At 54.3% G+C, this 24,896-nt stretch carries 12 protein-coding genes; 5 read left to right on the forward strand and 7 right to left on the reverse strand.

Features of this window, described 5'->3' with window-relative positions:
• Positions 1-130: 130 nt before the first annotated feature.
• Entirely contained in the window at positions 131-289 is a 159-nt protein-coding gene (locus MXE39_RS00670) for a hypothetical protein (protein WP_348647455.1), read from the forward strand.
• A 224-nt stretch (positions 290-513) separates the two neighbouring features.
• Here the strand turns inward: MXE39_RS00670 and modA are convergent, their stop codons facing one another.
• The 4 genes from modA to lgt form a co-directional block, all read right to left on the reverse strand.
• Positions 514-1,365, reverse strand: coding sequence for a molybdate ABC transporter substrate-binding protein (modA, locus tag MXE39_RS00675; RefSeq protein WP_246976102.1), 852 nt, complete (start codon positions 1,363-1,365; stop codon positions 514-516).
• 328 nt (positions 1,366-1,693) lie between these two features.
• Positions 1,694-4,123 carry an MFS transporter gene (locus MXE39_RS00680; protein WP_246976098.1) on the reverse strand — a complete coding sequence of 810 codons (2,430 nt, stop codon included), beginning with the start codon at positions 4,121-4,123 and terminating at the stop codon, positions 1,694-1,696.
• Positions 4,124-4,764: 641 nt separating this feature from the next.
• Positions 4,765-6,159, reverse strand: a complete 1,395-nt coding sequence (gene glmU, locus MXE39_RS00685) for a bifunctional UDP-N-acetylglucosamine diphosphorylase/glucosamine-1-phosphate N-acetyltransferase GlmU (protein WP_246976095.1) — start codon at positions 6,157-6,159, stop codon at positions 4,765-4,767.
• A gap of 200 nt (positions 6,160-6,359) precedes the next feature.
• The gene (gene lgt / locus MXE39_RS00690) at positions 6,360-7,226 is read right to left on the reverse strand and encodes a prolipoprotein diacylglyceryl transferase (protein WP_246976092.1); all 867 of its coding nucleotides are present in this window, start codon (positions 7,224-7,226) and stop codon (positions 6,360-6,362) included.
• Between the two features lie 825 nt (positions 7,227-8,051).
• Between lgt and MXE39_RS00695 the strand changes: the two genes are divergently transcribed.
• The 3 genes from MXE39_RS00695 to MXE39_RS00705 all read left to right on the forward strand — a co-directional run bounded on the left by MXE39_RS00695 (position 8,052) and on the right by MXE39_RS00705 (position 14,901).
• A complete protein-coding gene (locus MXE39_RS00695; RefSeq protein ID WP_246976088.1) occupies positions 8,052-12,815 on the forward strand; it encodes a hypothetical protein in 4,764 nt (1,587 codons plus the stop codon).
• Positions 12,816-13,463: 648 nt separating this feature from the next.
• A complete protein-coding gene (locus MXE39_RS00700; protein WP_246976085.1) occupies positions 13,464-14,159 on the forward strand; it encodes a 4'-phosphopantetheinyl transferase superfamily protein in 696 nt (231 codons plus the stop codon).
• A 322-nt stretch (positions 14,160-14,481) separates the two neighbouring features.
• Entirely contained in the window at positions 14,482-14,901 is a 420-nt protein-coding gene (locus MXE39_RS00705) for a hypothetical protein (protein WP_246976082.1), read from the forward strand.
• Positions 14,902-15,223: 322 nt separating this feature from the next.
• On the opposite strand, the gene dnaE is transcribed toward MXE39_RS00705, so the two are convergent.
• Complete coding sequence (gene dnaE / locus MXE39_RS00710; protein ID WP_246976079.1) at positions 15,224-19,279, reverse strand: DNA polymerase III subunit alpha; 4,056 nt, start codon at positions 19,277-19,279, stop codon at positions 15,224-15,226.
• 238 nt (positions 19,280-19,517) lie between these two features.
• Between dnaE and MXE39_RS00715 the strand changes: the two genes are divergently transcribed.
• Positions 19,518-20,450, forward strand: a complete 933-nt coding sequence (locus MXE39_RS00715) for an alpha/beta hydrolase (protein WP_246976076.1) — start codon at positions 19,518-19,520, stop codon at positions 20,448-20,450.
• 214 nt (positions 20,451-20,664) lie between these two features.
• Here the strand turns inward: MXE39_RS00715 and pgi are convergent, their stop codons facing one another.
• Together pgi and MXE39_RS00725 are read right to left on the reverse strand one after the other, a co-directional pair.
• Positions 20,665-22,314: a glucose-6-phosphate isomerase gene (gene pgi, locus MXE39_RS00720; RefSeq protein ID WP_246976326.1), complete on the reverse strand. Its 1,650-nt coding sequence runs from the start codon at positions 22,312-22,314 to the stop codon at positions 20,665-20,667.
• A 377-nt stretch (positions 22,315-22,691) separates the two neighbouring features.
• Complete coding sequence (locus MXE39_RS00725; RefSeq protein WP_246976073.1) at positions 22,692-24,713, reverse strand: UvrD-helicase domain-containing protein; 2,022 nt, start codon at positions 24,711-24,713, stop codon at positions 22,692-22,694.
• Between the last annotated feature and the right edge of the window lie 183 nt (positions 24,714-24,896).

Consider the following 24,896-nt stretch of genomic DNA (forward strand, 5'->3'; position numbering starts at 1 on the left):
TAACTCGCGTATTAGTCATATGGCAAACACCTTGCGTGAGGGCAGGTAAGTGTGTTCATGCCAATGACATGTTCAGGCAGGCACAGAAGAGTTTATGGAACGTATTAAGGCCATAAAGGGAGATTGAATTATGGCTCTTTACGTTAATACGAATGTTTCGTACATCAATGCTCAGCGCAATCTGAGTTCAGAGACCTCAGCCCTGACTCAGAACAACATTATCCAGCAGGCTTCTCAGGCTGTTCTGGCCCAGGCCAGCCAGCGCCCAACTATCGCTCTGAGCCTGTAAGGTCAGTAATACAGAATTATCTTTCTCTCTTTATCATTTGAGGCGGGTTTATCCCGCCTTTTTGCATTTTGAATTCTATGCCTTTGCAGTGTTTTATGCTTTATAAAACATATACGTTTGCACTGGATGATGTGAATGCATGAAAAAAGCCCCCATAATGGGGGCTTTTTTCATGGTTATGAGGCGCAGCTGACGCAATCGCATCCTGGTCACTGGGATGCCTGCTATTCCTCTGGGGCTATTGGGGCGAAGCCAAAGGTGGTGAAGACTCTGTGAGCGCGGGGATCGTCAATGATGTAGGTCAGAAGCAGCTGCGCGGCTCTGAGCTTGCTGCTTTGCATGAGCAGCACGCCATAGTACTGGATGTCAGAGTGGCGGGAGCGAGGCACAATATAAAACGAACCTGGGATACGGTGCTTAATGGAGGTTATCAGTGGCAGAGTAACAAATCCGGCCTGTACATTGCCTGATGAAACCATGGAGTATACCTGGTACTCATGTTCGCTTCTGTAGGTTTTGTCCTTAAGGTAGGAGGTGTTGAAGCCTGATGTTCTTACAGCCTGTCGGGAGGCGTAGCCTACAGGGGTAAGGGAGGAGTCAGCAATGGCCAGAGACTTTATCTTCTGCTGAGCAAAGAGTGCACGCGGATCGTGTCCTTTAAACAGTGTCGGATCGGCTGACCACAGCACCAGAGGTGCGCGGGCAAAGGCCTTCATGGAGCTGCCCAGTGCTTTCTGGGAGCGAATCAGGCTGATTGGCAGACGCTCGTCTGACGAAAGCAGTACATCACAGACACGGCGGGTATTGTTGCCCGGAGCGTTCGCAATGCGGGCATAGAGCTCATTTGCTGTGCCAAAGACAGGCTTGAACTTAACAGGAGCATGGTCCTTGAGATAGTTGACTGCCTGGTAGAGCTGGGGGACGGCACATACCTTAAGCTCAGCTGCCTGAGCAAAGGACGGGGCGATGAGCAGCATAAGGCCCGCAAGGGCAGATACAGCAGCTGCAAGGGGGCGGTATCCGAACTTAAGACGGGATAATGCCAGGCGGATAAGAGAATTGAGAGAAAGAGACATGGCTTTTTCCGGGCATGTGAGCTGAACAGATATTAAAGCCATTATAAGATGCATGTGGACAGGGGAAAAGACAGACGGCATGGATATGCTCTGTGTGACGTCAGATGGTGCATGCGGTGGCTCAATGAGCCATATTTATGCCGATCAGGCTGAGGCTGTGCATCACAGTCTGACAGGAGGTGACGCAGTGGCCATGCGTGCCTGGTATGGCCGTGCTTGCCTGCATGGCATCCCTGCGGAGCATGGCTGCAGAGCATGGCAGGCCTTGCAGGGTGGGGCAGGACAGGCATGACTTGTCCTGGCCCTGCAGGGGTGACAGGGGCTGCTGTCAGTTAACGATGTGCTTTTCGCACTGGATGAGGCGCTCGAAAAGCTCGGTAGGGGAGCCTGAGGTGCGCAGCTTTTCGGCAAAGCCTGATTCGTTTAACAGCAGGGACAGGCGGCCCAGGAGATTGAGGTGGGTTTCGCCGTCGTCAGGGCTGGCCAGCAGGAAGACCAGATCGCATTTGCGATCATCAAGGGCGCCAAGATCCATTGGCTCATCAAGAGTTGCGACCACTACGGTGGCGCGCCGTACTGAGGATGATTTGGCATGTGGCAGGGCTATGCCCTCGGCAATACCACATGGTCCAAGGTCCAGACGGGCACGCAGATCATGCATGTAGTCAATTTCTGAGGTAATGGCATTAACTCGGGCCAGTTTCTGGACCATGGCCTTGAGCAGATCATCAATGGTTCGGGCTTTGAGCTTGATAATCATGGTGCTCTCATCCAGGCTGTAGCGCAGCATGAAATGTCTGGTGCCGTCAGCTCCGGCACCTGATTCGGCATGCTGATTTTGTCTGAGATACTGCAGATTGTTGAGAATATTGCGGTAAAAGGCCCCATTGAGTTTGTAGTAGGAGCTGAAAATCAGAGCAGCAGTAATACCCAGAATGGAGGCTATGGCCACAGCCAGATTCATGCTGATCTCAGGGACACTGACGCCCTTGGTATTGATGTGATTGGTAAGTGAAAAGGCTCCGCCATAGAAGAAAAAGGACACCATGGCTCCGGTATGACGTGCCATGGAACGCATGGCAAAGACCATTCCGTCTGTGCGCAGGGAGAATTTGAATTCGCCATAGTCCACAGTATCAATAGTCATGGCTGTTACAGCTACACGACACAGACCTACGGCAATATTGCCAAGGAACATGCAGCCGGCCAGACAGGCATAGAAGATATCTTCATTTTGCGGAGCAATGGTTATAAGGCCAAAAGATGTGATGGCCATGCAGATAGACAGATTGAAAATCCATGAGCGTGGTATCTGCCTTGCCATGGAGGAAAAGGAAATCATGCTAAAGCACTGGATCAGAGCTCCGGCCAGCAAAATAAAGTAAATAGTAGGCTGATCAAAGAGCGATCTTTCCATGAAAAAGGTTATGAGAGCACCAAGCACAATACCAATCATGGTATTGAGCAGAATGCTGCATAAAAACAGAACTACCAGCTGATCATTGTTGAAGATCACCTTGAACATGCGATTGAGCAGGCGCAGAGGATTGGCGCGGCTGCAAAATGAATGCAGCATGCCCTGTGCAGGGTTCTGAGGTGACATGAATGACTGAGCGGGGTCAAACTCCGCACCAGGGGCAGTGCTTGAGATCTGATCGTAAAAGTCGCGGGCATTGTGCTGGCGCTGACGGCCGGTGCGTTCAAGCAAATAGGCGCTGTAAAGCTCACTGGTTTCTGCCATGGCACGGTCAGGCTTAGCCTGAACGCTCTCAGGGACGGCCTGAGCAGTGCTTATGCCATTGTCCCTGTTGCTCTGAGGTGGTGGAGCTACGCCTGCAGCTGCATACAGGGTAGCAGCGGCTGCAGCAGCACCTGAGCGGCTGATCATGGCATTGATATAGTCCTCATCAGCGCTGCCTGCTGCAACGACAGAATGTGATGCAGTTGCGCTTGCAGATGCAGGATCTGAGTATGCAGTGGCGCCAGCTGTTACGGCCTGTGTCATTGCTGCAGATGCAGCGGTCAGAGCATTGTTCTGATCAGAGGCATGCAGGGCTGACTGTACTGCTGGAGATGGAGGGATGAAGTGCTGAGTGCCGTCTGACGGGGGCAGATAGTCACTAGGAGAAGTGCTCAGCAGCATGATGAAAGCGCCCTGACTGATAAGCAGCAGGAGCAGGCAGATAAAGACAATGACGCGATAATCAGATCCGTCAGCAATTGAGATAAAAGGGACCTTGTTGAGTACCGGCAGCACGCAGATTACCAGCAGCTGAGTGCCGATAAAGTGGCTGATTGTAGGTATGGCTGACATGGAGTCGCGCGTTGCGACATTGGTATTGAAGACTGACAGTACCGACCAGGTAGGCAGGTCAATGATGATAAAGGACAGAGACCAGAACATATAAACTACGGCTATGTACAGATAGCGCAGGTCAGGGTCAATCTGCAGGACAAAATAAAAAGCACACAGTCCGGCCGCATTAAGTGCTATGCCCAGTACTACATAGGGTTTGTACTTGCCAAGGCGGCTGCGGGTGTGATCGTTAAAGGCGCCAAGAAGAGGAGTAAAGACGACGCCCATCAGGTGATGGCCAAGATAGAGCAGACCAAGGAAGGTCACGGAAATATCCAGTACCTGAATGCAGTACAGAAAAACCGAGCAGTTAATAAGACCATAGACCAGATCTTTGCCAAAACAGCTAAAGCCGTAAATAAGGCGATCCTTAAAGGCTATGGAGTTTTGAACTTCTATCATTGCGCCCTGCGTAGTGAATGCTCAGGTAATGACTTGAGGCAGCCCTGTCTCTAACCGTAAAACGGTTCTGTGCCTGTATGTCATGTAAATCTGCCTAACGGGCAGAGCTGCTGAGCTGAAAATAAGGTACTCAGTACCTGTGCCACAAGCTGACAGATTATGAGGTTCTGAGCTTACCATGGATACGGATGCTTCCACTTCAGGCATCCTGCTGAACCTCACATTTTAACAAATTAAGTGACAACTTAAGTCGCTGTGCCGTGCCGGGGCAGTGTACCGGCAAGGGATGGCACAGGGGCTGTCATGGTGGTGGGCGTCACGGCAGTGAGCGAGGCACGTCAGAGGGACTGTCATGGTGTTGGGGCGGCACGGCAGTGAGCGAGGCATGGCAGTGAGCGAGGTATGGCAGTGAGCGAGGCATGACAGAGGGGCTGTCATTGCAGCTGCAGAGCCAGCGCGGTGGCCGTGAACGTGCACAGCATGGCAGTGGCTACGCCTCTTATGAGGCAACGTCATGCCTGGTGCATAAAGCAAAAGTCCCGCAGAGCTGCACTGGGGCGATCTGCGGGACCTTGCGCAGGCTACGCGCCTGCAGGGCAGGGCGGAGTCCTGAGCGATGTCGTTTGCTGGTGTTGCAGGCCTTACTTTTTAGGCTGCTTGACCGGACGCTTGTAGGTGGTGATGGTGCGGGCCTGGGCACGGGTGATGTGCAGGGTGCCGGCTGCGACAGTGCGGGTAACGGTGGTACCGGCACCTACGGTGGCTCCATCCTCAACGGTCACCGGAGCGACCAGCTGGGTATCAGAGCCGATAAAGACATCATTACCAATGGTAGTGCGGTGCTTGTAGGCGCCGTCGTAATTGCAGGTAATAGTACCGGCGCCAATATTGGTATTGGTGCCGATATCAGTATCGCCGATATAGGTCAGGTGACCTGACTTGGTGCCTGCACCAATATGGCTGTTCTTAACCTCTACGAAGTTGCCCACATGGACATCGTCCTCAAGGATATTGCCCGGACGCAGACGGGCAAATGGGCCAATGGTGGTGCCCTTCTTAAGCTCGGACTTCTCCATGATGGTGTATGGGGAGATGATGCTGTTATCGCCAATGGTTACATTGTTGAGTACACAGCCGGTACCTATGACTACGTTGTTGCCCAGTACTACGCGACCTTCAATGATGACATTGGTATCAACAAAGCAGTCCTGACCAAAGATCAGCTCACCGCGTACGTCAAAGCGGGCAGGGTCAGCAAGAGTAAGACCGTTCATCATGTACTCACGGGCACGCTCTTTCTGGTAGATACGCTCGATAAAGGCCAGCTGAGCCTTGTTATTAATACCCTCAAGACGATCGGTATTGCAAGGTTCGGCCCTGACAATGCTTACCTTGCGGCCGGCTCGGGCCATCAGCACTGGCAGGTCAGTAAGGTAGTACTCATGCTGGGCATTGCTGTTGCCAATCATGCTTAAAAATTCGTTTAAAGCAGCGCCTCTGACAGCAATCATGCCGGTGTTGATTTCACGTATGGCTTTCTGCTCGGCACTGGCGTCCTTCTCCTCGACAATATTCTCAAGAGAGCCGTCAGCAGCACGGATAATGCGGCCATAGCCAAAAGGAGAGGCCGGTTCGGAGGTCAGCAGGGCAAGTTCACTGCTTTCAAGCTCAGCAAGCAAACGCTCAAGCTCGCTCTTTGGTGTTAAAGGAGTGTCGCCATAAAGCACGATTACATGGCTGTCCGGGCTTAACTTGTCCTGAGCCTGCATAACAGCATGGGCAGTGCCCAGCTGCTGCTCCTGCAAAGATATGGTCAGCAGGCTGCGGGTGCTCTCATCCAGCTTTTGCAGGGCTGCTTCAACCTGATCGCTTTTATGACCAAGTACCAGATGAATACGGGACGGCTGGAGCTCTTGAGCTGTCTTGATTACGTGGAAAAGCATAGGAACTGAAGCCACTGGATGAAGTACCTTTGGCAGATCAGAATGCATTCTCTTGCCCATACCTGCGGCAAGGATAATTACCTCAAGAGCCATAAACTCTCCTCAATAAGTTTAATTTTCAGGCCCGGAGGGCCTGCCACACAATAAGTTTAACCTTTTGATGCTGACCAGCTGCACCGGATGGCAGACTGGAGGGCGGCGCCTGCAGCATATGGAGGGCGGCGCCTGTTGCGCATACAGTGCAGAGACAGCAGCCGTGCCGGCGCACTGCGGCACGGGGCGCCGACGGGATATCAGCTCTTGCTGCTGTTGCTGTCAGAGGCGGAGCTGTCAGCTGCCTCTGAGCGAAGCTGGTCAGGGCTGATGCCCTGAGCGCGCATTTTACGGTCGCGTCTGAACAGATAGACCATAAGCACTATTGAGCCTGCGATGAATGGCAGGCTGAGCAGCTGGCCTACATTGAGGGCTATGTGAGTGCTGTATTCGGCCTGCTCTATCTTAAGCGGTTCAATGAGCAGACGTGCGGTGAAGATGCAGAAGAGCAAAATGGCCAGCAGCATGCCCTCAGGACGCTTTTTCCACATGATGTAGAGAGACAGCAGCAGGATAAAGGTCATGTAATAGGCAAAGGCCTCCATAAGCTGGGCCGGATAGCGGGCAAAATCCTCACCCAGGCGGGCAAAGACTACGCCAAAAGGACTGTCGGTTGGTATACCCAGAATCTCAGAGTTCATGAAATTGCCAATGCGGATAAAGGTGCATACAAGAGCAATAGGCACCACAATCATGTCAGCAATCTCAAAGAAACGATAGCGTCCTTTTGATCGTCTGATAAAAAGGGTAAAGGCCAGAATCACACCTACAGTGCCTCCATGGCTGGCAAGGCCGCCCTGCCAGATCTTGAGAATATCAAGCGGGTGAGCCAGATAGTAGGATGGATCGTAAATAAGGCAGTGGCCAAGACGTGCACCTATGATCGTGCCCAGGAAGACATAAAAGAGCATGCGATCCAGGTCTTCAGTGTTGTAGCGGGCCCTTTTGAACATGGCCTGCATGATGAAGTAACCGAGCACAAAACCGCCGGAAAACAGCAGTCCATACCAGCGCAGGGTCACCGGACCAACAGAAAAGGCAACAGGATCTATATCCCAGACAAACATTTGCTAAATACCTGAATACATAAATGGAAAGTGAAAATGGTTTCAGCGTCTGAGCCTGAGTACGCAAACACGGCCCTGCCAAGGGCATTGGGGCAAGTTTAGCCCCGCTTATTTGGTCTGGGTATGGCCTTTGCAGTAAACTAATATAGCTGTCGGGTGGACTGACTGTATGCAGCCGCTCTCATGGGCTCAGGCAGGTACTGCACAGGCCCGGCTCCGGCGGAATGAGCACGGGCACGCCGGGTACGCCGGGCGTTACAAAGCCATCTGTGTTCCGTACTTTGTTATAATCGAACGCTGGTGCGGGTATTGTGACACATTTTCGTGCAGGCTATGCCTGGGGTAAGAGAATTTACCCTCAGCGCCACAAGGGAGCAGTAATTACCATCTGTGCCGCTGCGATGGCCTGGGATGCTTTGCACTGCAGGTATCTGACAGTACAGGCCAGCTGGCTTTTTTAAGCATAATGACCTGGGATGCTTTGCACCGCAGGTATCTGACAGTACAGGCCAGCTGGCTTTTGTAAGCATAATGACCTGGGATGCTTTGCACCGCAGGTATCTGACAGTACAGGCCTGCCGGCTTTTGTGAGCATTCTGTCCAGGCCGTCAGTTTATGATGCGTTTTATAATGCGTTGTCAGAGCTGACATCATAATGTTACCTTGCAGCCCCATCTGTTCGTTTTTTGTACCGGAACCCTGTCTGTATATGGCCAGGCTGTCTGTCCTGCACCTGGATGCAGGGCATCACAATATCCGGTCTCCGGTTTAGCTCCACCTTACTGAGCCTGAATTAATTCATCGTCCTGAAGACCTCTCTCTGTTATGGCTGACCTTATTTCCTCTGTAGACGCGCTGTTCTCCTACTTTGGAGGCGTGTTATTTGTTCTGGGCCTGCTGTGTTGCCTGGTGCCACGTACATTCAGATTTGGTGTTATCACCATGCTGATTGCTGACGTGCCTCTGGCTCTGGCAGTTGCCTTTCCACGCCGCGTGATTGAAGAGCTGCAGAAACTTGGTCTGAGCCCTGAAGATTTCCCTGATGTACAGACCGGTCATACCTGGGGTATTGCCGGTGGTGTAGCCACATTTATTGTCCTTTTTGTCATTCGTACCGTTCTGGTATCAATGTTCAAAAAGCCTGAGGTCAAGGAGCAGCCTGAGCCTGAAGAGCTCGATATGGACGACGCTCCCGTAGAGCTGGGCGACGATGATCCTGATCTTGGCAATGCCTTAACCAATGACCTTTCTGCCCGTGAGCCGGTGGCTGCAGGCAAGAAAGGAAAAAAGTCATGGCAGAGTGCCAGTGCCCGCCACCTCAACTCTGATGACAATCCTCTGAACCTCGAAGATGCAGTTGTCGACCTGGACAACTTAAAAAAAAATAATTCAGGAGACGGACTGAGCCCTGATCTGGGCTCTGGATCAGGCATCGAGGAGGATCCCCATGGCCGCTTTTCGCTGAGCGACATCAAAAAGGCCCAGGCCGGCGTTGATGATGCTCAGAAAGAGCCCACGCTAGGACCGGACGCATTTAAAAATCACATGGGGCATGATGAGCCAAGCTTCAGCAATGCCTTTATCGACAATGCCGCTCTGGGCACCTCAAATCATCCTTACAGCACCAGCATTGCTGCGCACAGCAGCACCGCTCAGGCTCCGGCAGGCCCGGTAGCCGCATCGGGCGGTGCCGGCGCTGCCGCCTCAGGATCAGCTGAGCCAGCTGGATCAGCCGGCGCGTCTGACAGGAGCGCAGGCCGTGCGCCTGCACGCAATGGCCGCGCGCCGGCTGACAAGACCGCTGCCGCTGCCCCCTCAGGTGCTGACAAATCATCAAAGGACAAAGCAGGCTCCTCAAAGGGAGGTCCTGCCGATGCTGCATGGGCTAACGCTGCTGAATCAGGTGGCGCTGGCAAGGGCAAGTCATCATCATGGTCATCTCTTTTATCCAAGATCAATCAGGCCCAGAAAGAGACGCCTCAGGCTGGCAGTGACAAAGCTCAGGCTTCAGGTTCCCGTCTCAGGTCTTCAGTTCCTTATGCCGCCATGGACGATGAAGAGGAGCACAGCGATGATGTCAGCCGTGCCCTTGATGATCGTTATGCCAGTCTTGACGGTGATGAAGACTTTAATTCCTATTCAGGCAAAAAGCCTCGCAGCAGCGCTGCTGCCGGCGGCGCTGCCGGTGCTGCAGGCTCCAACAGCGTATCTGATCTGACCACCTCAGGACGTATCAGTATTGATGATGTATCGCTGGCCGGTAACAAGGTAGGCGATCTGCTCGGAGCTATCGACAGTGATGGCAAGAGCGGTGATGAGGCTGAGGCCAGTCTGCTTTCAAAGCTCAAAGAGCGTGATGTCCGCAATTCAGGCAGTAAAAACAGCGACAGCAAGTTCAGCTTTGCTGATGTGCTCAACTCTGCTCAGCAGCGTCAGAATGACATTGAAAACGGAGAAGATGAGGTCGGTGATGAAGAGGAGCAGCAGGCTTTTGCAGCTCTGGGGCGCTCCCACAAGACTGTAGCTGAGGCTCTTGCCGATCTTGAGGCTCAGGAAGACTCCCAGGACACCCCTGGCGTGCCAGGCGTCGCCTCTGGCGCTGCTGCAGGCGGCGTACGCACGCCTGCTGATGACTATCCACCGGCTGCCACCATGGATGAGTGGAATGCCGGCACCATTGCTCAGGAGCATGGTCTGCCTCTGCCTGTTAACAGCAATATTTCCTATCTGTACGGCAGTGCTGCAGCAGGTCATGGTCATCCGGGCACAGTCTATGGTCATGATGACATTACCTCAGGCTTTGACAGCCTCAAGGGCCTGTCTCCTGATGGTAATGCCCGTGGTCAGAACGGATCAGGCATGAAAGCTACCAGCGGCTTTGGCTGGAAGAATGAGCCTGAGGGTGCACCTGGCGTTTATGACAACAATGTCACTGATTACAGCTTCTCGATGAGCGGTACCTTCAAGGAAAAATCTCAGCTTTCCGTAGCCGGCTTTGTCGATCGCAGCTCTTATCTGGGTCAGTCTGAATACGAGGCTGATTTCCACGAAAACGAGCTTACCGACATGATTGCCCGCCAAGAGGGCCGTCCAGCTCCAAACACTCCATCCCCATCAGGCCGTTATGGCGCTCAGCCTGGTCTTGCCTTTGCCCGCGAGGCTTCATGGCAGTCAGGATCAGCCGCCAGCCGTGATGATCTGCTGCAAAGTGCTCCTGGCACTCCGCTCAACCGTGAGCAGGTGCTGGAAATGGCCCGTCAGGTTGCCCAGCAGATTACCGCTGAGCTTGACGAGGAAGTTAACAAGCAGGAAAACCGCAAGCTTGGCCGTCGTGCTCAGAAAGCTACTGATGAGGCTCAGGCCTTCCTTGAGGCCCTGGCCCGCGAATCCCTGCGCGGCATTATCCGCAACGATCCTTCCCCTGATGCTGCTGTGCTCGGTGGTCTGAGCGACAGCGAGTACAGTGCCGCCATCGATCAGCAGAGCTATTCATCAGGTCCTGACTATAACGCAGGTACCCATTACCGCTCCGGTGCTGCCTCATCAGCGGCACAGACGCGCCCTGCCGCCGCAGGTGCAGCAGCTGGTGCCGGTCGCGCAGCGCGTCCTGCTGCCGGCGCCCCTGTCCAGGCTGCAGCAGCCGGTCGCAGGCAAGCTAATGCCCAGGCTGGAGCCGCAGCTCGCGGCCGTGCCTCTGACAGCGCTGCAGCCGCAGCTTCAGGCGGCCGTTCAGCCCCGGCCTCAGGCGGCCGTGCCGCCGCAGGTACAGGCGCGCCATCTGGCGCACAAGCTGGCACAGCAGCACGTAACCGTGCCCGTCCGGCTGCAGCCAATGGCAGTGCCAGTGCCTCAGATTACGCCCTTAAGGATCACATCACCGATGCAGCTCAGGACGAGGCCCGCGCTCTGGCTGGAATTTTCGGGTCAGACAAGGGTGCATCGGGTGCATCAGGAACCGCTGGCACAGCTGGCCGTTCAGGTTCGAAGGTTCTTTCTGAGTCCGAGCGCATTGAGATCAAGTCTGGTGATGGTGCTCAGTCTCCTGAAATCAAACGTGCCGGCGATCAGGAGCTTATCATCCACAAGGCCCATGAGCTTGACGCTCTGGCCCTCAAAAAGAAGAAAGAGGGTGTACCTGAGGCCAATGTGGGCAAGGTAGTAAGAACCGCTGATGCCGATAATGATCTGGAAAAGAGTGCTTCACGCTCCCTTAAGGTCAGTGGTAACGCCCCTGCAGGCGAGATCAAGGGTCTGACCAGCGCCTCTGCCGCTGCATCTGCAGCCACCGCAGGACGCCCTGCCTCAGCCTCAGGCGCAACTGCATCAGCCCGCGCCTCCGGCACAGCAGCCCCGGCACGATCCTCCGGCACGGCAGCCCCGGCAGGTGCCGCTGCACCGGCCGGCGCCCAGGGCGCCCAGGCCGCACGTACCTCAGGAACGGCCGCCGCTGCTGGTGCAGAGGCCAAGTCATCTGCCGGAAGCATGGCTGAGCGCATGGCAGCCGTTAAGGCCGCCGCTGCTGCCCGCAAGGCGTCAGGCAAGGAAGAGGCTGTTCAAAGCGTTGCTGAACGTGTGGAAAAGAACAGTGACAGGGAGCTGCCAACCCGTTCTGCCGCACGCGTGAATATGCTTAAGAATCGTGCGTTAAACGCCCGAGTCGAAAGTGCTGAAAAAATGCAGGATCGCAAGGTTGCATCCTACATGGCTCACAACCAGGCAAAACGCGCTCAGAAGGTTGCTGATGAGGCAGCTCAGGCAGCTGCAGCCGGCGCAGCTGGTGCAGCCGCTGTAAAAGCTCAAGCCCCATCCGGTGCAGCTGCCGGTGCAGCTGCAGGTGCAGCTGCAGGTGCTGCAGCAGGTGCTGCAGCAGGTGATAACTCTATCGCCCGTGCCCGTCAGGGAATTGCTGCTCTTAAGAGTAAAATGGCTGCCCGTGCAGCCTCCGGACCTCAGGAAACGGCAGAGCAAGGCAAGTCAGGAACAGCTGCTGTCAGTGATGCCGGCAAGTCTGCAGCTCAGGCAGCTGCAGCTGCATCAGATGCTGCTGCCCGTGCTGCAGCTGAAGATGAGAAGCTCAGCGCCAGTGCCCGCTGCGATGCTCTTAAGAACCGCCTGAGCCGTGTATCTCAGGAGCCGGAAAAGGCCGTAGCTCAGGCTGTAAGATCCCTTACCTCCAAGGTAAGTGTGCTCTCTCCTGAGGAGAAGTCATCCACAGCTGCTGCAGTTTCCGTAGCGGCCACTGTCGCGCGCGGCTCCGCCGCAGCCGACAAGGCCGCCCCTGCAGCTGCTCAGGCTGCAGCTCCAGCCGGGGAGGCTGCCCAAGAGGCTGCACCGACAGCTCCATCTGCACCGGCTGCAGCTCCGGCTGCTGAAAAGGAGCAGGGCACTGCCCGTGCCTCCTTAAAGCACCGTCGCCGCTCCCGCAGCGAGGTCGAGCCGGCCGCTGCTGCAGCTGCCACCACAAAGACAGAGGCTGCCTCAGCTTCGGCTGCTGAGGCAGCTAAAGCTGCAGCAGCCGGTGGCGAGGGCACCCGTCAGCCGGGCACTCTGCGCCGCTCACTGGCCTCACGCCGCCGTTCGGGCAAGTAGTCCGGAAGGTACAGTGGCGTGGGCCGGTCAGGCAGTCTGGCCGGAACAGGGGCGTGGGCCGTACCGGGCCATGGACCGTGCCTGGAGACTGCTGGAGCCAGTTGGAGCTGGCTGGCCTGAGCCGGGTCTGCTGGAGTAGGGGTATTATGAAGATGCTTTATAATGCCCCATAGTGCGGCATAAAACATTTTGCTGCGTAACTTGGTACATGCGTACTGATGAGTTTGCGCAGTCAGCTTTGCTTAAACGTTAGCAATGAGGGCCGCACCTGGTGCGGCCTTATGATTTTTTTTAAGCTGGGTCGACTTCCAATTGAAACTCACAGAAGAAAATCCGGTCTATCTTGGAGTTATGTCCTGTATTTGCCAGAAGCTCAGCTCCCTGCTTGCCCCTGACAGTGCCATCACCTCGGCAGCAGCGGGGATGAAAGAGCAGCGGGCCCGGTCTTTTACCGCCGGACGAGCACTGCTCAAAGCTGCACTGTGCCGTGAGGGGCTGGTGAACGCAAGTGAGGCCATGCCGCCCATTGCTACCGGCGCCGGAGGCAAACCTGAGTTGTGCTGGCCTGATAATCTTAGCAGGGCATGCTTTAATATTTCGCACACTGATGGAGTGCTGGCCCTTGCTTTGGGGCCTGAAAGTCAGGGTGTGGATATTGAGCAGATAAGTGAGCGCCGCCTGCGTCCGGCGCTGCTTAAAAGAGTGCTTAATGGCAGGGAGCATGAGCTGCTTGAGGCCATGGAATCATCCTGGCAGCGCGCCGCTTTCTTTGCCCGTCAATGGACCCTGCGCGAAGCTCTGCTCAAGGTAACAGGCAGGAGTATTTTTGCCATGGACTGTCTGGATATTGATCCTGATGCCATGACTGTAAATGCTCCGGATACCCCATCAGGATGGCTTTTATTTAAGAATCTGCATCTTTTGGTGCGCCGGTGCAGCACAGACATTATGACCTCCTCATCAGAGGGCTCAGACTGTGCACTTTGCTCTGATACAGTGCGAAATGAAGGTATCAAAACGCAACTTTGTTGCAGCTATGAATCCCAGGGGCGATTCATGGGGTATCATTTTGGCAATGACATCAAAACTGACAGTCCTGTGGGCCGGGTTAATGATGATAAAGGACAGCTTACAGCAAGCTATGCGCTGTGTATTTTTCACAAAGCTGATATCTGTCCGAAAAATTTGACCGTTATGGTGCATAATGACAGTTTTTCAGTACCAGATGGGCACGCAGTCTGCAGTAACTGTCATCAAACGTGTGCAGACGAAAATCCGATGCACGCTTTTACAGGATTAAAACTGGTTCCTGACGCTGTAATAGCGGTTAATCAAAGCCGTTAATCATGAAGTAGTACAGGACATCACACACCAGGCGCCTGTCACAAAAGCCTCAGGAGGCTCCCTGAAAAATCAGGGCATATGCTTTGTCTCCTGGTTTATCTGAGGGCTTAAGACAGCACTTTTCCGGAAATGGCCTCATGCAGCTGGCAGAGGCAGATCCGAAGCTGTCAAACAGGAAATAATGGCAATGCTGCTAATTGCCCAGTGCCTGGCCCCGGATTATTTCCGGATATGACTGAAATTGAATTATTAGTAGGGATCTGCAGAGCATGTAACAACAGCAGATCCGACTGCCATCAGCAGTATAAAGAGAGGTAATGCAGTGGCTCTTTTCAAGTTTGTTTCGTTTATTGGTGCAGCCTGTTTACTGTTTTCCATTGCTCCATGGACACCACTTATTGACTTCTACGCCCGCATCTTTGGATCCATAGGCCTTGCATGGGGCGCAACCTACTTCATGCTCAGGGAAAATGAAGTCGTGTACGGTTCCGTATGCATTATTTTCGCTGTGCTGGTTCAGCCGTTTTATGACATTGAGTATTCCCGTGGCGTATGGATGCTGATTTCCTTCCTGTCAGGCACTTACCTGGCTCTGTGCGGCATGCTCTGCTACAAGATTGAAAAGACCAATGCCATCAACAAGATCAAGCGCGAAGCTGAGCTGGAAATTTACCGCCAGAATGAAAAGCTCCTGAGAGCTCAGGAAGAGCAAGAAGACACCCTCATTCATAAGAGACAGTAATCAACTGGTTCTACTCAGGCAGAGTGCACTGCTCTCTTGGTGCCCTGCACTGAGTTCAGTGCTGACCCGCCATTAGCGGGTCAGGCCATAAAAAATCCTCCCATGACCACAGTCAGGGAGGATTTTTTTTGCCTGGCACAGGGCCCGGGCCGCTGGCAGGTACCTGGGCTGGTCCACAGCCCCGGGCCGTAGGCAGGTCCATAGCCATGGGCCGTAGGCAGGTCCATAGCCATAGGCCGTAGGCAGGCCCAAAGGCCCTGGGCCGTAGGCAGGCCCAAAGGCCCTGGCCCCGCAGGCCCTGGCCATATGGCCGGGCACGGGGTCAGGCTATCTGGATGGCGTCGACGCCTGCAAGGTCGCGTATGCTTTCGATGAGGTCATCGGTAGGCAGGATGCGATAGTTGTTGTTGAGCAGGCTGATGCGGGTGTTGTCGATAAGCAGGCTCAGGGTGCAGCCCTCATCTACCAGCACCTCATCTTCATTGCGCTCAAAGCGGCGGCCGCGCTGATTTTGCTGCTGAGGCGGGGCAGGAGGCGGTGCCTGGAACGCACCTGGAGTATAGCCCGGCAGAGCTGTTTTCGGGGCCACACCGGCACGCTGCAGGGACGCAATAATCTCACTTACCGGACGGGCATTGCGCAGAATAACCCTGTTGATGAATTCATAATTGTGCTCATAGAAGGCCTGAGGGAGCATGATGGTAATAGCACGGGCCCTGCGGCGTCTGATGAGTTCAATGGTTTCAATCTTACGGGCACGTATTCTTACGCCCTCGGCATCATTGGATACGGCTACCTTGATGATGAGGATAAGCGGAGCCTCGCAGAGCAGACTGGCATCGACATCATTACCGGCGCTCTTAATGCGCATCTCCTGAGCCTGAGCACGTTCATCAAGAATGGCGGTCAGGGTCTCGGCCTGATGGCCGTAGAAAGGCACATTGACCTGAGAGCTGCCATCATCAATGGTCACAATATAGAACTTGCTGCTGTCCTTTTTGGACATGCGGCAGTCGCAGTTGATGACTACGCCGCATACAGTTTCTACGGCAGGGCGGTCAAAGCTGCCCGGACGCAGACGTCCCAGAGAGGTGGTGCAGTAGCTGAAAAGCTCCTTTTTGTAAGGATTGATAGGGTGTCCCGACAGATAAAGGCCCAGGATGAGCTTTTCCTGATTAAGAGTGTATTTCTCAGGCCACTCAGGTGCCGGATCAAATTCCGGAGTTTCCTGAACCTCATCCATGGCCATCATGGAAAAGAGATCGGTCTGACCTGAGTCACTGTCCTCACGGGTCTGGACAGCAAACTGAATGGCCTTGTTGATATTGGCAAATTTAAGTGAGCGGCTTCCCTTGAGGCAGTCCAGAGCACCGCTGTAAATCAGGGCCTCAAGACTCTTCTTGTTCAGACGGGCGGTACCGACACGGGATACAAAGTCAAAGAAGTCGGTAAACTTGCCCTCTTCTCTTACCTTTACTATCTGATTTACCAGTTCCTCACCTACGCCCTTGATAGCGCCCAGACCGTAGATAATGGCGCCGTCGATATCAACGGTAAATTCAAAGCGGCCGGCATTAACTGAAGGCGGATTAACCTTGACGTTGACTCGGTGACATTCGGCAATATAGGACACCAGCTTTTCAGTTTTCAGGCTGTCAGCTGTCATCATGGCAGCCAGGAACTCAGCCGGATAGTGGACCTTCATGTACAGGGTCCACCAGGAAACCAGGGCATAGGCTGCAGAGTGGGACTTGTTAAATCCGTACTCGGCGAACATTTCCACCTGATCGAAGATCTTCATGGCAATGCCGGTATCCTTGCCCTTTTTGGCTGAGCCCTCAGCAAATACCGAGCGCTGGCTGGCCATTTCAGCAGGGTTTTTCTTACCCATGGCGCGACGCAGAATGTCAGCTCCGCCCAGCGAATAGCCGGCCAGCACCTGGGCAATCTGCATTACCTGCTCCTGATAGACGATAACGCCATATGTGGAGTCCAGAATTGGCTTGAGATCCAGATCCTGGAAGTCAGGGGACGGGTAACTTACCTCTTCTTCACCATGCTTGCGCTTTACAAAGTGGTCCACCATGCCTGATTTGATAGGACCTGGTCGGTACAGAGCCACCAGAGCGATAAGGTCATCAAAGCGGTCAGGACGCATCTGGCCGATAAGCTTGCGCATACCGTCAGATTCGAGCTGGAACACGGCTGTGGTCTCACCCTGCTGGAGCACCTCAAAGGAATCATCGTCATGGAAAGGAATGGCGTGAATATCAACAGGTGGCTTGCCCAGACGCTTCATGCGGGCATTTACCATGTCCACAGCATCCTGAAGAATGGTCAGAGTGGTCAGACCAAGGAAGTCGAACTTCACAAGGCCGGCGTGCTCTACGTCCTTTTTGTCAAACTGGGTAATAGGGTTGCCAAAGGCATCGAGCATCAGCGGGGTAAATTCAGCTGTACGGGTAGGGGAAATAACCACACCTGCAGCGTGCTTGCCGATAGATTTGATCACGCCCTCAAGACGCATGGAGAAGTGAATAAGCTCGATACGGGTCTTGTCATCGTTATTGACCGCATCGTTGTACAGCTTGAGAAAATCAGGGGCTACTGATTCAGCCGGATTGCCTTTCTTGTCAAAACCAAGTGCTGCCTGGAAGGAAAGACCTGGGGTATTAGGAAGCATCTTAGCTACATAATCTACCGAGCCGTAGGTCATGCCCAGAGCACGGCCCACGTCCTTGATGGCAGCCTTAGGTGCCATGGTACCGAAGGCAGCAATCTGAGATACGGCGTTTTTGCCGTAGTTTTCCTTTACGTGATCAATGGTCTTTTCACGGTTTCTCTGGCAGAAGTCCACGTCAAAGTCAGGCATGGACACACGCTCAGGATTGAGGAAACGCTCAAAGAGCAGATCAAAGGCCATAGGATCAAAGTCGGTGATCTTAAGGGCATAGGCTACCAGTGATCCACCGCCTGATCCTCGTCCTGGTCCTACAGGAACATTATGATCCTTGGACCACTGTATAAACTCCATCACGATGAGGAAGTAGCCCGGGAAGTCCATGGTGATGATAACGTTGAGCTCAGTCTCAAGACGCTCTTCATAGGCAGGGCGGACCTTTTCCCGCTCTACAGGATCAGGGAAGAGGAACTCAAGGCGCTCCTGCAGACCCTCATAGGACTTCTGGCGCAGACAGTCAGCTGTGGACAGATCGCCTGTTGGATAGCGCGGCAGACGCGGCACGTCCAGCTCCAGCTCGACATTGCAGCGCTCGGCAATCATGCGGGTGTTGATAAGGGCCTCAGGCAGATCATGGAACAGCTGGCGCATCTCATCAGGAGACTTGAGATACTGCTCCTTTGAGTACAGGCGGGCCATTTCCTTGTCACCACGGGTGGTCTTGTTCTGAATGGACACACGGACATCATGGACCTGATAGTCAGACAGACCGTCCTTGCCCGTATCTCTTTCGCTGAACAGGAAGCAGGTATCATTGGTGGCTACAGGTGCGATACCGTACTGGGCGCAGATAGCCAGAGCGGCATTTTCAAAAGAGCTCTCGCCCTCACGGCCGGTACGGATGATCTCAATGCAGAAACGGTCGCCATAGTACTGCTTGTAAAACTCAAGGCGCTTTTGCAGGCGATCGTTCTGACGGTTGGCAATAAAGTGGGCCAGATCGCCCTTAAAGCCGTCGAGAATGATAATGCCTTCGTTGTATTTGGCCAGATCAGCAAGCACAGTAGTAGCGCTGAAAGTACCGGCCTTAGAGCGCAGCCAGGCCTCAGAGAGCAGATCATAAAGATTCTGCCGGCCATTGCGGTCCATGGCCAGAACAGTGATCTTGAAGGTGTATTCACTCTCGCCTGGGCGTGGCTCCTCACGAACAATGAGATCAGCTCCCATAATAGGCTTGATACCGGCGGCACGGCAGGCTGAGTAAAAGCGGATATAGCCGCACACATTGGTAAGGTCGGTAAGGGCAATGGCCGGAATCTTGAGTTTGGCTGCCTGCTTTACAATGGCTCCCACGCTCTCAAGACCATCCATGATGGAATAGTCAGAGTGGACGTGCAGCGGAATGTAATTGAGCTGATTTTCATCATAGGCATAATCAAGACCGCCAATGACCTGGCCATTGGCATCAAGGGCTGTGTCTGCAGAATTGTTGACCCATCCGCAGCTGGCGGCCTCAGCGCCTGATCCAATGCCCGCGCCCGTCAGCGCGCCGGTAGGACTGAGCGCACTCTCATCACCGGCACCGCCTGTGCCTGCAGCAACCGCAGCGCCGCCGGCCAGAGCAGCTGAGGCAGTGGTCTCGGCCGGGGCATGGTGGGCGCCCGAGAGCAATAATGAGAGAGGATGAGTAACAGCCATGTCAGGATCTCCTATGATGACGGCATTGCCTGCAGATTATAGCAATTAATGTCTTCAGGCCTGCAGCGTCGCCTTACGGTCAGCTGTTTGTGCAACCCTCCGCCTTCGCTGGCGGGCCGGCACCGCGCAGGCTGCAGGCTCGCTGCGGCGCGCCCTGCGCCACTGGCACCGGGCGCGTACCCGGGCTCAGACTGCGGGTTATAATGCCCTGTAACGAGATTTTTTCGGGGACAATACCATGGATGCCAAAACAGTATTACACCAGCAGCGTGGCCATCAGATTCAGCAGACTCTGATTGCCGTAGATGAAATGATTGCTCTGCCCAATGGCCGCCAGCTGGAGCTGATTACAGCTGCCAGCCGCAGCCCTGAGGGCCCGGCCGTCAGACCTGGTACCACGGGACCCGTTTCTCACAGCGGTGCCCCGCGCTCTTCCTGGCTGGTCATAGTGCTGCCCGGTGGCGGCTATGAGTTCTGCTCCTTCCGCGAAGCACGCAATATTGCTCTGCACTTTGCCAATCACGGTATCGACAGCGCCGTGCTCAACTATCAGGTAATGGATGAGGAAGATGCACTGAGTTCAGGCAAGGGCCTTGGCTATGGTCCTATGACTGAGCTTGCCCATGCTGTTGATGAACTGCGCTCCAATGAACAGCTGGGCTACAGCAACAGTGGCATTGTGCTGTGCGGCTTTTCCGCCGGTGGTCATCTGGCTGCCTCACTGTGCACCCGTTATGACTGTCCGCAGCTGCAGGCGGCCGGCCCATGGCGCTCAAGCCTCAGGCCTGATGGCGCTATCCTGTCCTATGCCGTACAGAGTGCCGTACCTGAGGACAGGGCACGTATGGTTTTCCATTGCCTGACCGGTTCGACCGACCCGCAAAAGTGGCGCGAATTTACTACAGACGACAAGGTCAGACCAGGCACCCCGCCTGCCTTTATCTGGCATACTGCCGATGATGATGTGGTACCGGTGCGCAATGCCCTTAACTATGCTCAGGCCATGTGGCGTTGCGGCAACACAGCCGAGCTGATGGTGCTGCCTCATGGTATCCACGGCCTTGCTACCGCTACATCCGATGTCGAGCCGGACAACAGCTTTGCCTATGCCGACGAGCACGCCGCCCTGTGGCTTGCCCATGCAGTAAGCTTCATCAAAAAGTTTGTCTGAGCCCCGGCCCCGACCCAGCCCAGGCGCCGCCAGTCCCTGGGGCCCGGACGGCACCAGGCCAGCCGGGGCTCTGGCCTGCCCGGCCTGGACGGCCCTGGCGCCGCCAGGGCGGCGCGGCTGCGGCCATGCGGCTGTCCGTCCGTAAGGCACAAAAAAGCCCGGAGGTTTCCCCCCGGGCTTTTTTGATCTCCGGTTATACCGGAACGATCAGTTCTTACTTGAGCTTCTTGTAGGCGTTGATAAGGCCATTGGTGGAGCTGTCGTGAGAGGTGATAACCTCATTGTTCTCCAGCTCAGGAATGATCTTCATGGCCAGCTGCTTGCCCAGCTCTACACCCCACTGGTCGAAGCTGAAGATGTTCCAGATAGCGCCCTGAACGAAGATCTTGTGCTCGTACATGGCAATGAGCATACCCAGGGTACGTGGGGTAATTTCCTTGACGAGGAAGGAGTTGGTAGGACGGTTGCCTTCAAAGACCTTGAATGGAACGATGTCCTTGACCTCTTCGGCGCTCTTGCCCTTGGCAGCAAATTCCTGCTCAACCTGCTCTCTGGTCTTGCCAAAGGCCAGAGCCTCGGTCTGAGCAAAGAAGTTGGACAGGAGCTTTACGTGGTGATCGCCCAGTGGATTGTGAGTACGGGCAGGGGCAATGAAGTCACATGGAATGACCTTGGTGCCCTGATGGATTAACTGGTAGAAAGCGTGCTGGCCGTTGGTGCCTGGCTCACCCCAGATAACTGGACCGGTCTCATAGTCAACAGGCTTGCCGTCGCGGTCAACATACTTGCCGTTGGACTCCATGTTGCCCTGCTGGAAGTAGGCAGGGAAGCGGTACATGTACTGGTCGTATGGCAGAATGGCCTCGGTGGCGTACTTGTAGAAGTTGTTGTACCAGATGCCAATCAGGGCGATTAATACTGGCAGGTTGGAGCGGAAGTCTGCTTCCTGGAAGTGGCAGTCCATCTCGTAGGCGCCCTTTAAGAGCTGCTCGAAATTGTCATAGCCGCAGGCCAGAGCGATTGGCATACCAATGGCTGACCAGGAGGAGTAACGGCCGCCTACCCAGTCCCAGAACTCGAACATGTTGTCGGTATCGATACCGAAGTCGGCAACACCCTTGGCATTGGTGGACAGAGCTACGAAGTGTTTGGCAACGTGGCTGATGTCACCGGCGTGCTTTAAGAACCAGTCACGGGCGGTGTGGGCATTGGTCATGGTCTCCAGAGTGGTAAAGGTCTTGGAGGCAATGAGGAACAGGGTGGTCTCAGGATTTACCTTCTTGAGGGTCTCGGCAATGTGAGTACCGTCAATATTGGATACAAAGTGGGTCTTGAGGTGATTGTGATATGGGGTCAGAGCCTCGGTAATCATGCAAGGGCCGAGGTCGGAGCCGCCGATACCGATATTGACGATATCGGTAATGGTCTTGCCGGTATAGCCTTTCCACTCACCGCCAATAACGCGCTCACAAAAGCCCTTCATCTTGGCCAGAACTTTCTGAACCTCAGGCATTACGTCAGCACCGTCTGACATAACAGGCTTGCCGGAGAAATTACGCAGAGCAGTGTGCAGTACGCTGCGATCTTCAGTGCGGTTGATCTTGTCGCCACGGAACATGGCAGCGATGTCTTCCTTTAAGCCACACTCGTTGGCAAGGTCGATAAGTAAGGACAGGGTCTTCTCATCGATAAGGTTCTTGGAATAGTCAGCTACAATGTCGCCGTTACCTACAGTTAAGGAAAAAGCCTCAAAGCGCTTTGGATCAGCATCAAATAAAGACTTTAAGGTGCGGCCACTGGTCTGGTTGAAGTGCTCGGTGAGGGCTTTCCATGCCTGGGTTGAGGTTGGATTGACGTTCTTCAGCATGACATCTCCTTGTATTGTGTGGTGATGATGACCGGATCATCATTTCAGACCTAATAATAACGCTTTTTTCTACCATCTTAAGCTGTGCTCTCAGAAATAGTTAAGCCGCTCACAACATGCACCATTGCGGGATACAGGGTATATCAAAGCGCATAAATATCATGGTCTGTTCGCTGTCATGAGTAAAAGACCGTTCATGACAGCTGCACAACATCATACCTGGCAACATCACATCTGCATTAAAAACAGATAAGGCCCGCTGCTTGAGCCAGCGGGCCTTACAGGTCAGGCCATAAGGTCAGGCCACAAGGCCATGTCCCACAGCCCAGCCATGGCCAGCAAGGCATGGCAGGGCTGTGGGCTCTGCCCCGGGCTCATCCTGACAGGCCGGCCGAGCCCAGCAGTTCCTCAATGGCGCGGTTGAGGCCGTGCTCATTGGTGGCTTTTTCCACCTGCACTTCATTGTTAATAAAGTGCAGGTCCGACTCAGGCATCTCAGAGAGGAAGCGGCTTGGCTCCTGATCGACAAGGCTCGGGCCTGACTTGCGCTGACGGGCCATGACCAGGGTAAGCCTGGTCTGCGCGCGGGTTACGCCCACGTAGGCAAGACGGCGCTCTTCTTCAATATTGTTCTCATCGATAGAAGTGCGGTGAGGCAAAATGCCCTCCTCCCAGCCCAGTATGAAGACATTAGGGAACTCAAGGCCCTTGGCAGCATGCAGCGTCATCATATTCACTGCATTCTGCTCTTCTTCATCAGGCTTCTTTTCCATCAGCTCACGCATGCCAAGGCGCTCAATGGCGTCGGCAAAGCTCACCGGATCATCACGCTCACCTTTGACCAGATCCTCAATCCAGCTCATCAGGGTCTGCACATTCTTAAGACGCCACTCAAAGGCAGCCTCAGAGCTGTCAGTACGCAGATACTGCTCGTAATTAATCATCTCAAGCAGTTTCTGACTGACCTCCAGATCCTGGCGGCTGAGCAATTTGTTTCTGATACCTACCAGCAGGCCTAAAAAGCCAATCAGAGCCTCATACTGGGACGGATTGAGCAGATTTTTAATCTCCGTAGAGCAGGCACAGTCCCACAGGCAGCGGTTGAACTTGTGACTGAGCTCAGTCATGACCTTGATGGTCTGAGCTCCAATGCCACGGTGAGGGATATTGATGATACGCAGCAGGGCGGCATCATCACGCGGGTTGGTCAGCAGGCGGCACCATGACATGACGTCCTTGACCTCGGCACGGGAGAAAAATGAGGTATCACCGGTAATGCGGCAGGGAATATGGGAGCTGAGCAAGGCCTTTTCCATATCGCGGGCCTGGGCATTGGAGCGGTAGAGAACGGCATAGTGCGACCAGGAGTTTTTCTGATCAAAGTGCTGGCCCATGATCTCAGAGGCAATGTACTCACAGGCAGCATCGCCATCGGCACAGGTGACCACATTGATCATGTCACCCTCTTTGAGGCCTGAGTACAGTGTCTTTTCAAAGATATGAGGATTGTTGGCAATGATGCTGTTGGCACAGCGCAGAATGCGGGAGGTGGAACGGTAGTTCTGCTCGAGTTTGATTACCTTGAGCTCAGGGAAGTCCTGAGTGAGCTTCTGAATGTTTTCCGGACGGGCACCGCGCCATGAGTAAATGGACTGATCATCATCACCTACTACGGTAAAGCGCTGGTTTTCGGCCACCAGACACATCAGCAGCACATACTGGGTATGGTTAGTGTCCTGATACTCATCTACCAGAATGTAGCGGAAGCGGTCCTGATAGGCATTACGTATCTCCTCACGCAGCAGCAACAGACGGGTAGGAATGAAGATCAGATCATCAAAGTCTACGGCATTACAGGCGCGCAGATAGTCAGTGTATTTCTGATAAATACCCTGAGTAATGCTGTCAACATCGGCTCTTTTGCTCAGGCCCTTGGGAGTGGTGAGCTCGCCTTTCCACATGGAAATGCGATGGCAGATATCCTCAATATAGGTGTGATTGTTAGCATCTTTGAGCATGGGATAGTCATTGGTAATGATCTGCTTGATGATCTTGAAGGTATCGTCATTGTCAAAGATGGAAAAATTGCGGCTCAGGCGCAGCTGCTTTGCCTGCTCCTTGAGAATCATGCGGCCCAGAGAGTGGAAGGTGCTGATGGTCAGCTGTTTGGCCACATCATCAGAAACCTCACGGGCAATACGGTCACGCATTTCCTTGGCCGCCTTGTTGGTAAAGGTCACGGCCAGAATTTCAGAAGGCCTGGCAAGGCTGTTTTTGATGAGATAGTTAATCTTGGTAATGATTACACGGGTTTTGCCCGAGCCTGCGCCGGCCAGAACCAGACAGGGACCATCTGTGTACTCAACGGCTTCCTGTTGTGCAGCATTAAGTTTCATCAAGCCTCCGGGGCAAAGTCAGGGTGTAAGGGAACACGGATAATATCAGCTTTACGAGCACAGTGCCACGCCATGAGCCTCTGGCCCATGACCGTGGCACAGTGCTGCACGGACGGCCCTCAGTACCGCTCTTGCTGCAGCCAAAGAAAAAGGCATTGCTGAGCAATGCCTTTTTCCTGCGCT

The organism is Anaerobiospirillum sp. NML120511 (assembly GCF_023050955.1).
Classification (GTDB): domain Bacteria; phylum Pseudomonadota; class Gammaproteobacteria; order Enterobacterales; family Succinivibrionaceae; genus Anaerobiospirillum.

Bases quoted from the DNA above. Each gene is read 5' to 3' on its own strand.
- MXE39_RS00670 (WP_348647455.1), top strand. From the start codon at position 131: ATGGCTCTTTACGTTAATACGAATGTTTCGTACATCAATGCTCAGCGC.
- modA (WP_246976102.1), bottom strand. From the start codon at position 1,365: ATGTCTCTTTCTCTCAATTCTCTTATCCGCCTGGCATTATCCCGTCTT.
- MXE39_RS00680 (WP_246976098.1), bottom strand. From the start codon at position 4,123: ATGATAGAAGTTCAAAACTCCATAGCCTTTAAGGATCGCCTTATTTAC.
- glmU (WP_246976095.1), bottom strand. From the start codon at position 6,159: ATGGCTCTTGAGGTAATTATCCTTGCCGCAGGTATGGGCAAGAGAATG.
- lgt (WP_246976092.1), bottom strand. From the start codon at position 7,226: ATGTTTGTCTGGGATATAGATCCTGTTGCCTTTTCTGTTGGTCCGGTG.
- MXE39_RS00695 (WP_246976088.1), top strand. From the start codon at position 8,052: ATGGCTGACCTTATTTCCTCTGTAGACGCGCTGTTCTCCTACTTTGGA.
- dnaE (WP_246976079.1), bottom strand. From the start codon at position 19,279: ATGGCTGTTACTCATCCTCTCTCATTATTGCTCTCGGGCGCCCACCAT.
- MXE39_RS00715 (WP_246976076.1), top strand. From the start codon at position 19,518: ATGGATGCCAAAACAGTATTACACCAGCAGCGTGGCCATCAGATTCAG.
- MXE39_RS00725 (WP_246976073.1), bottom strand. From the start codon at position 24,713: ATGAAACTTAATGCTGCACAACAGGAAGCCGTTGAGTACACAGATGGT.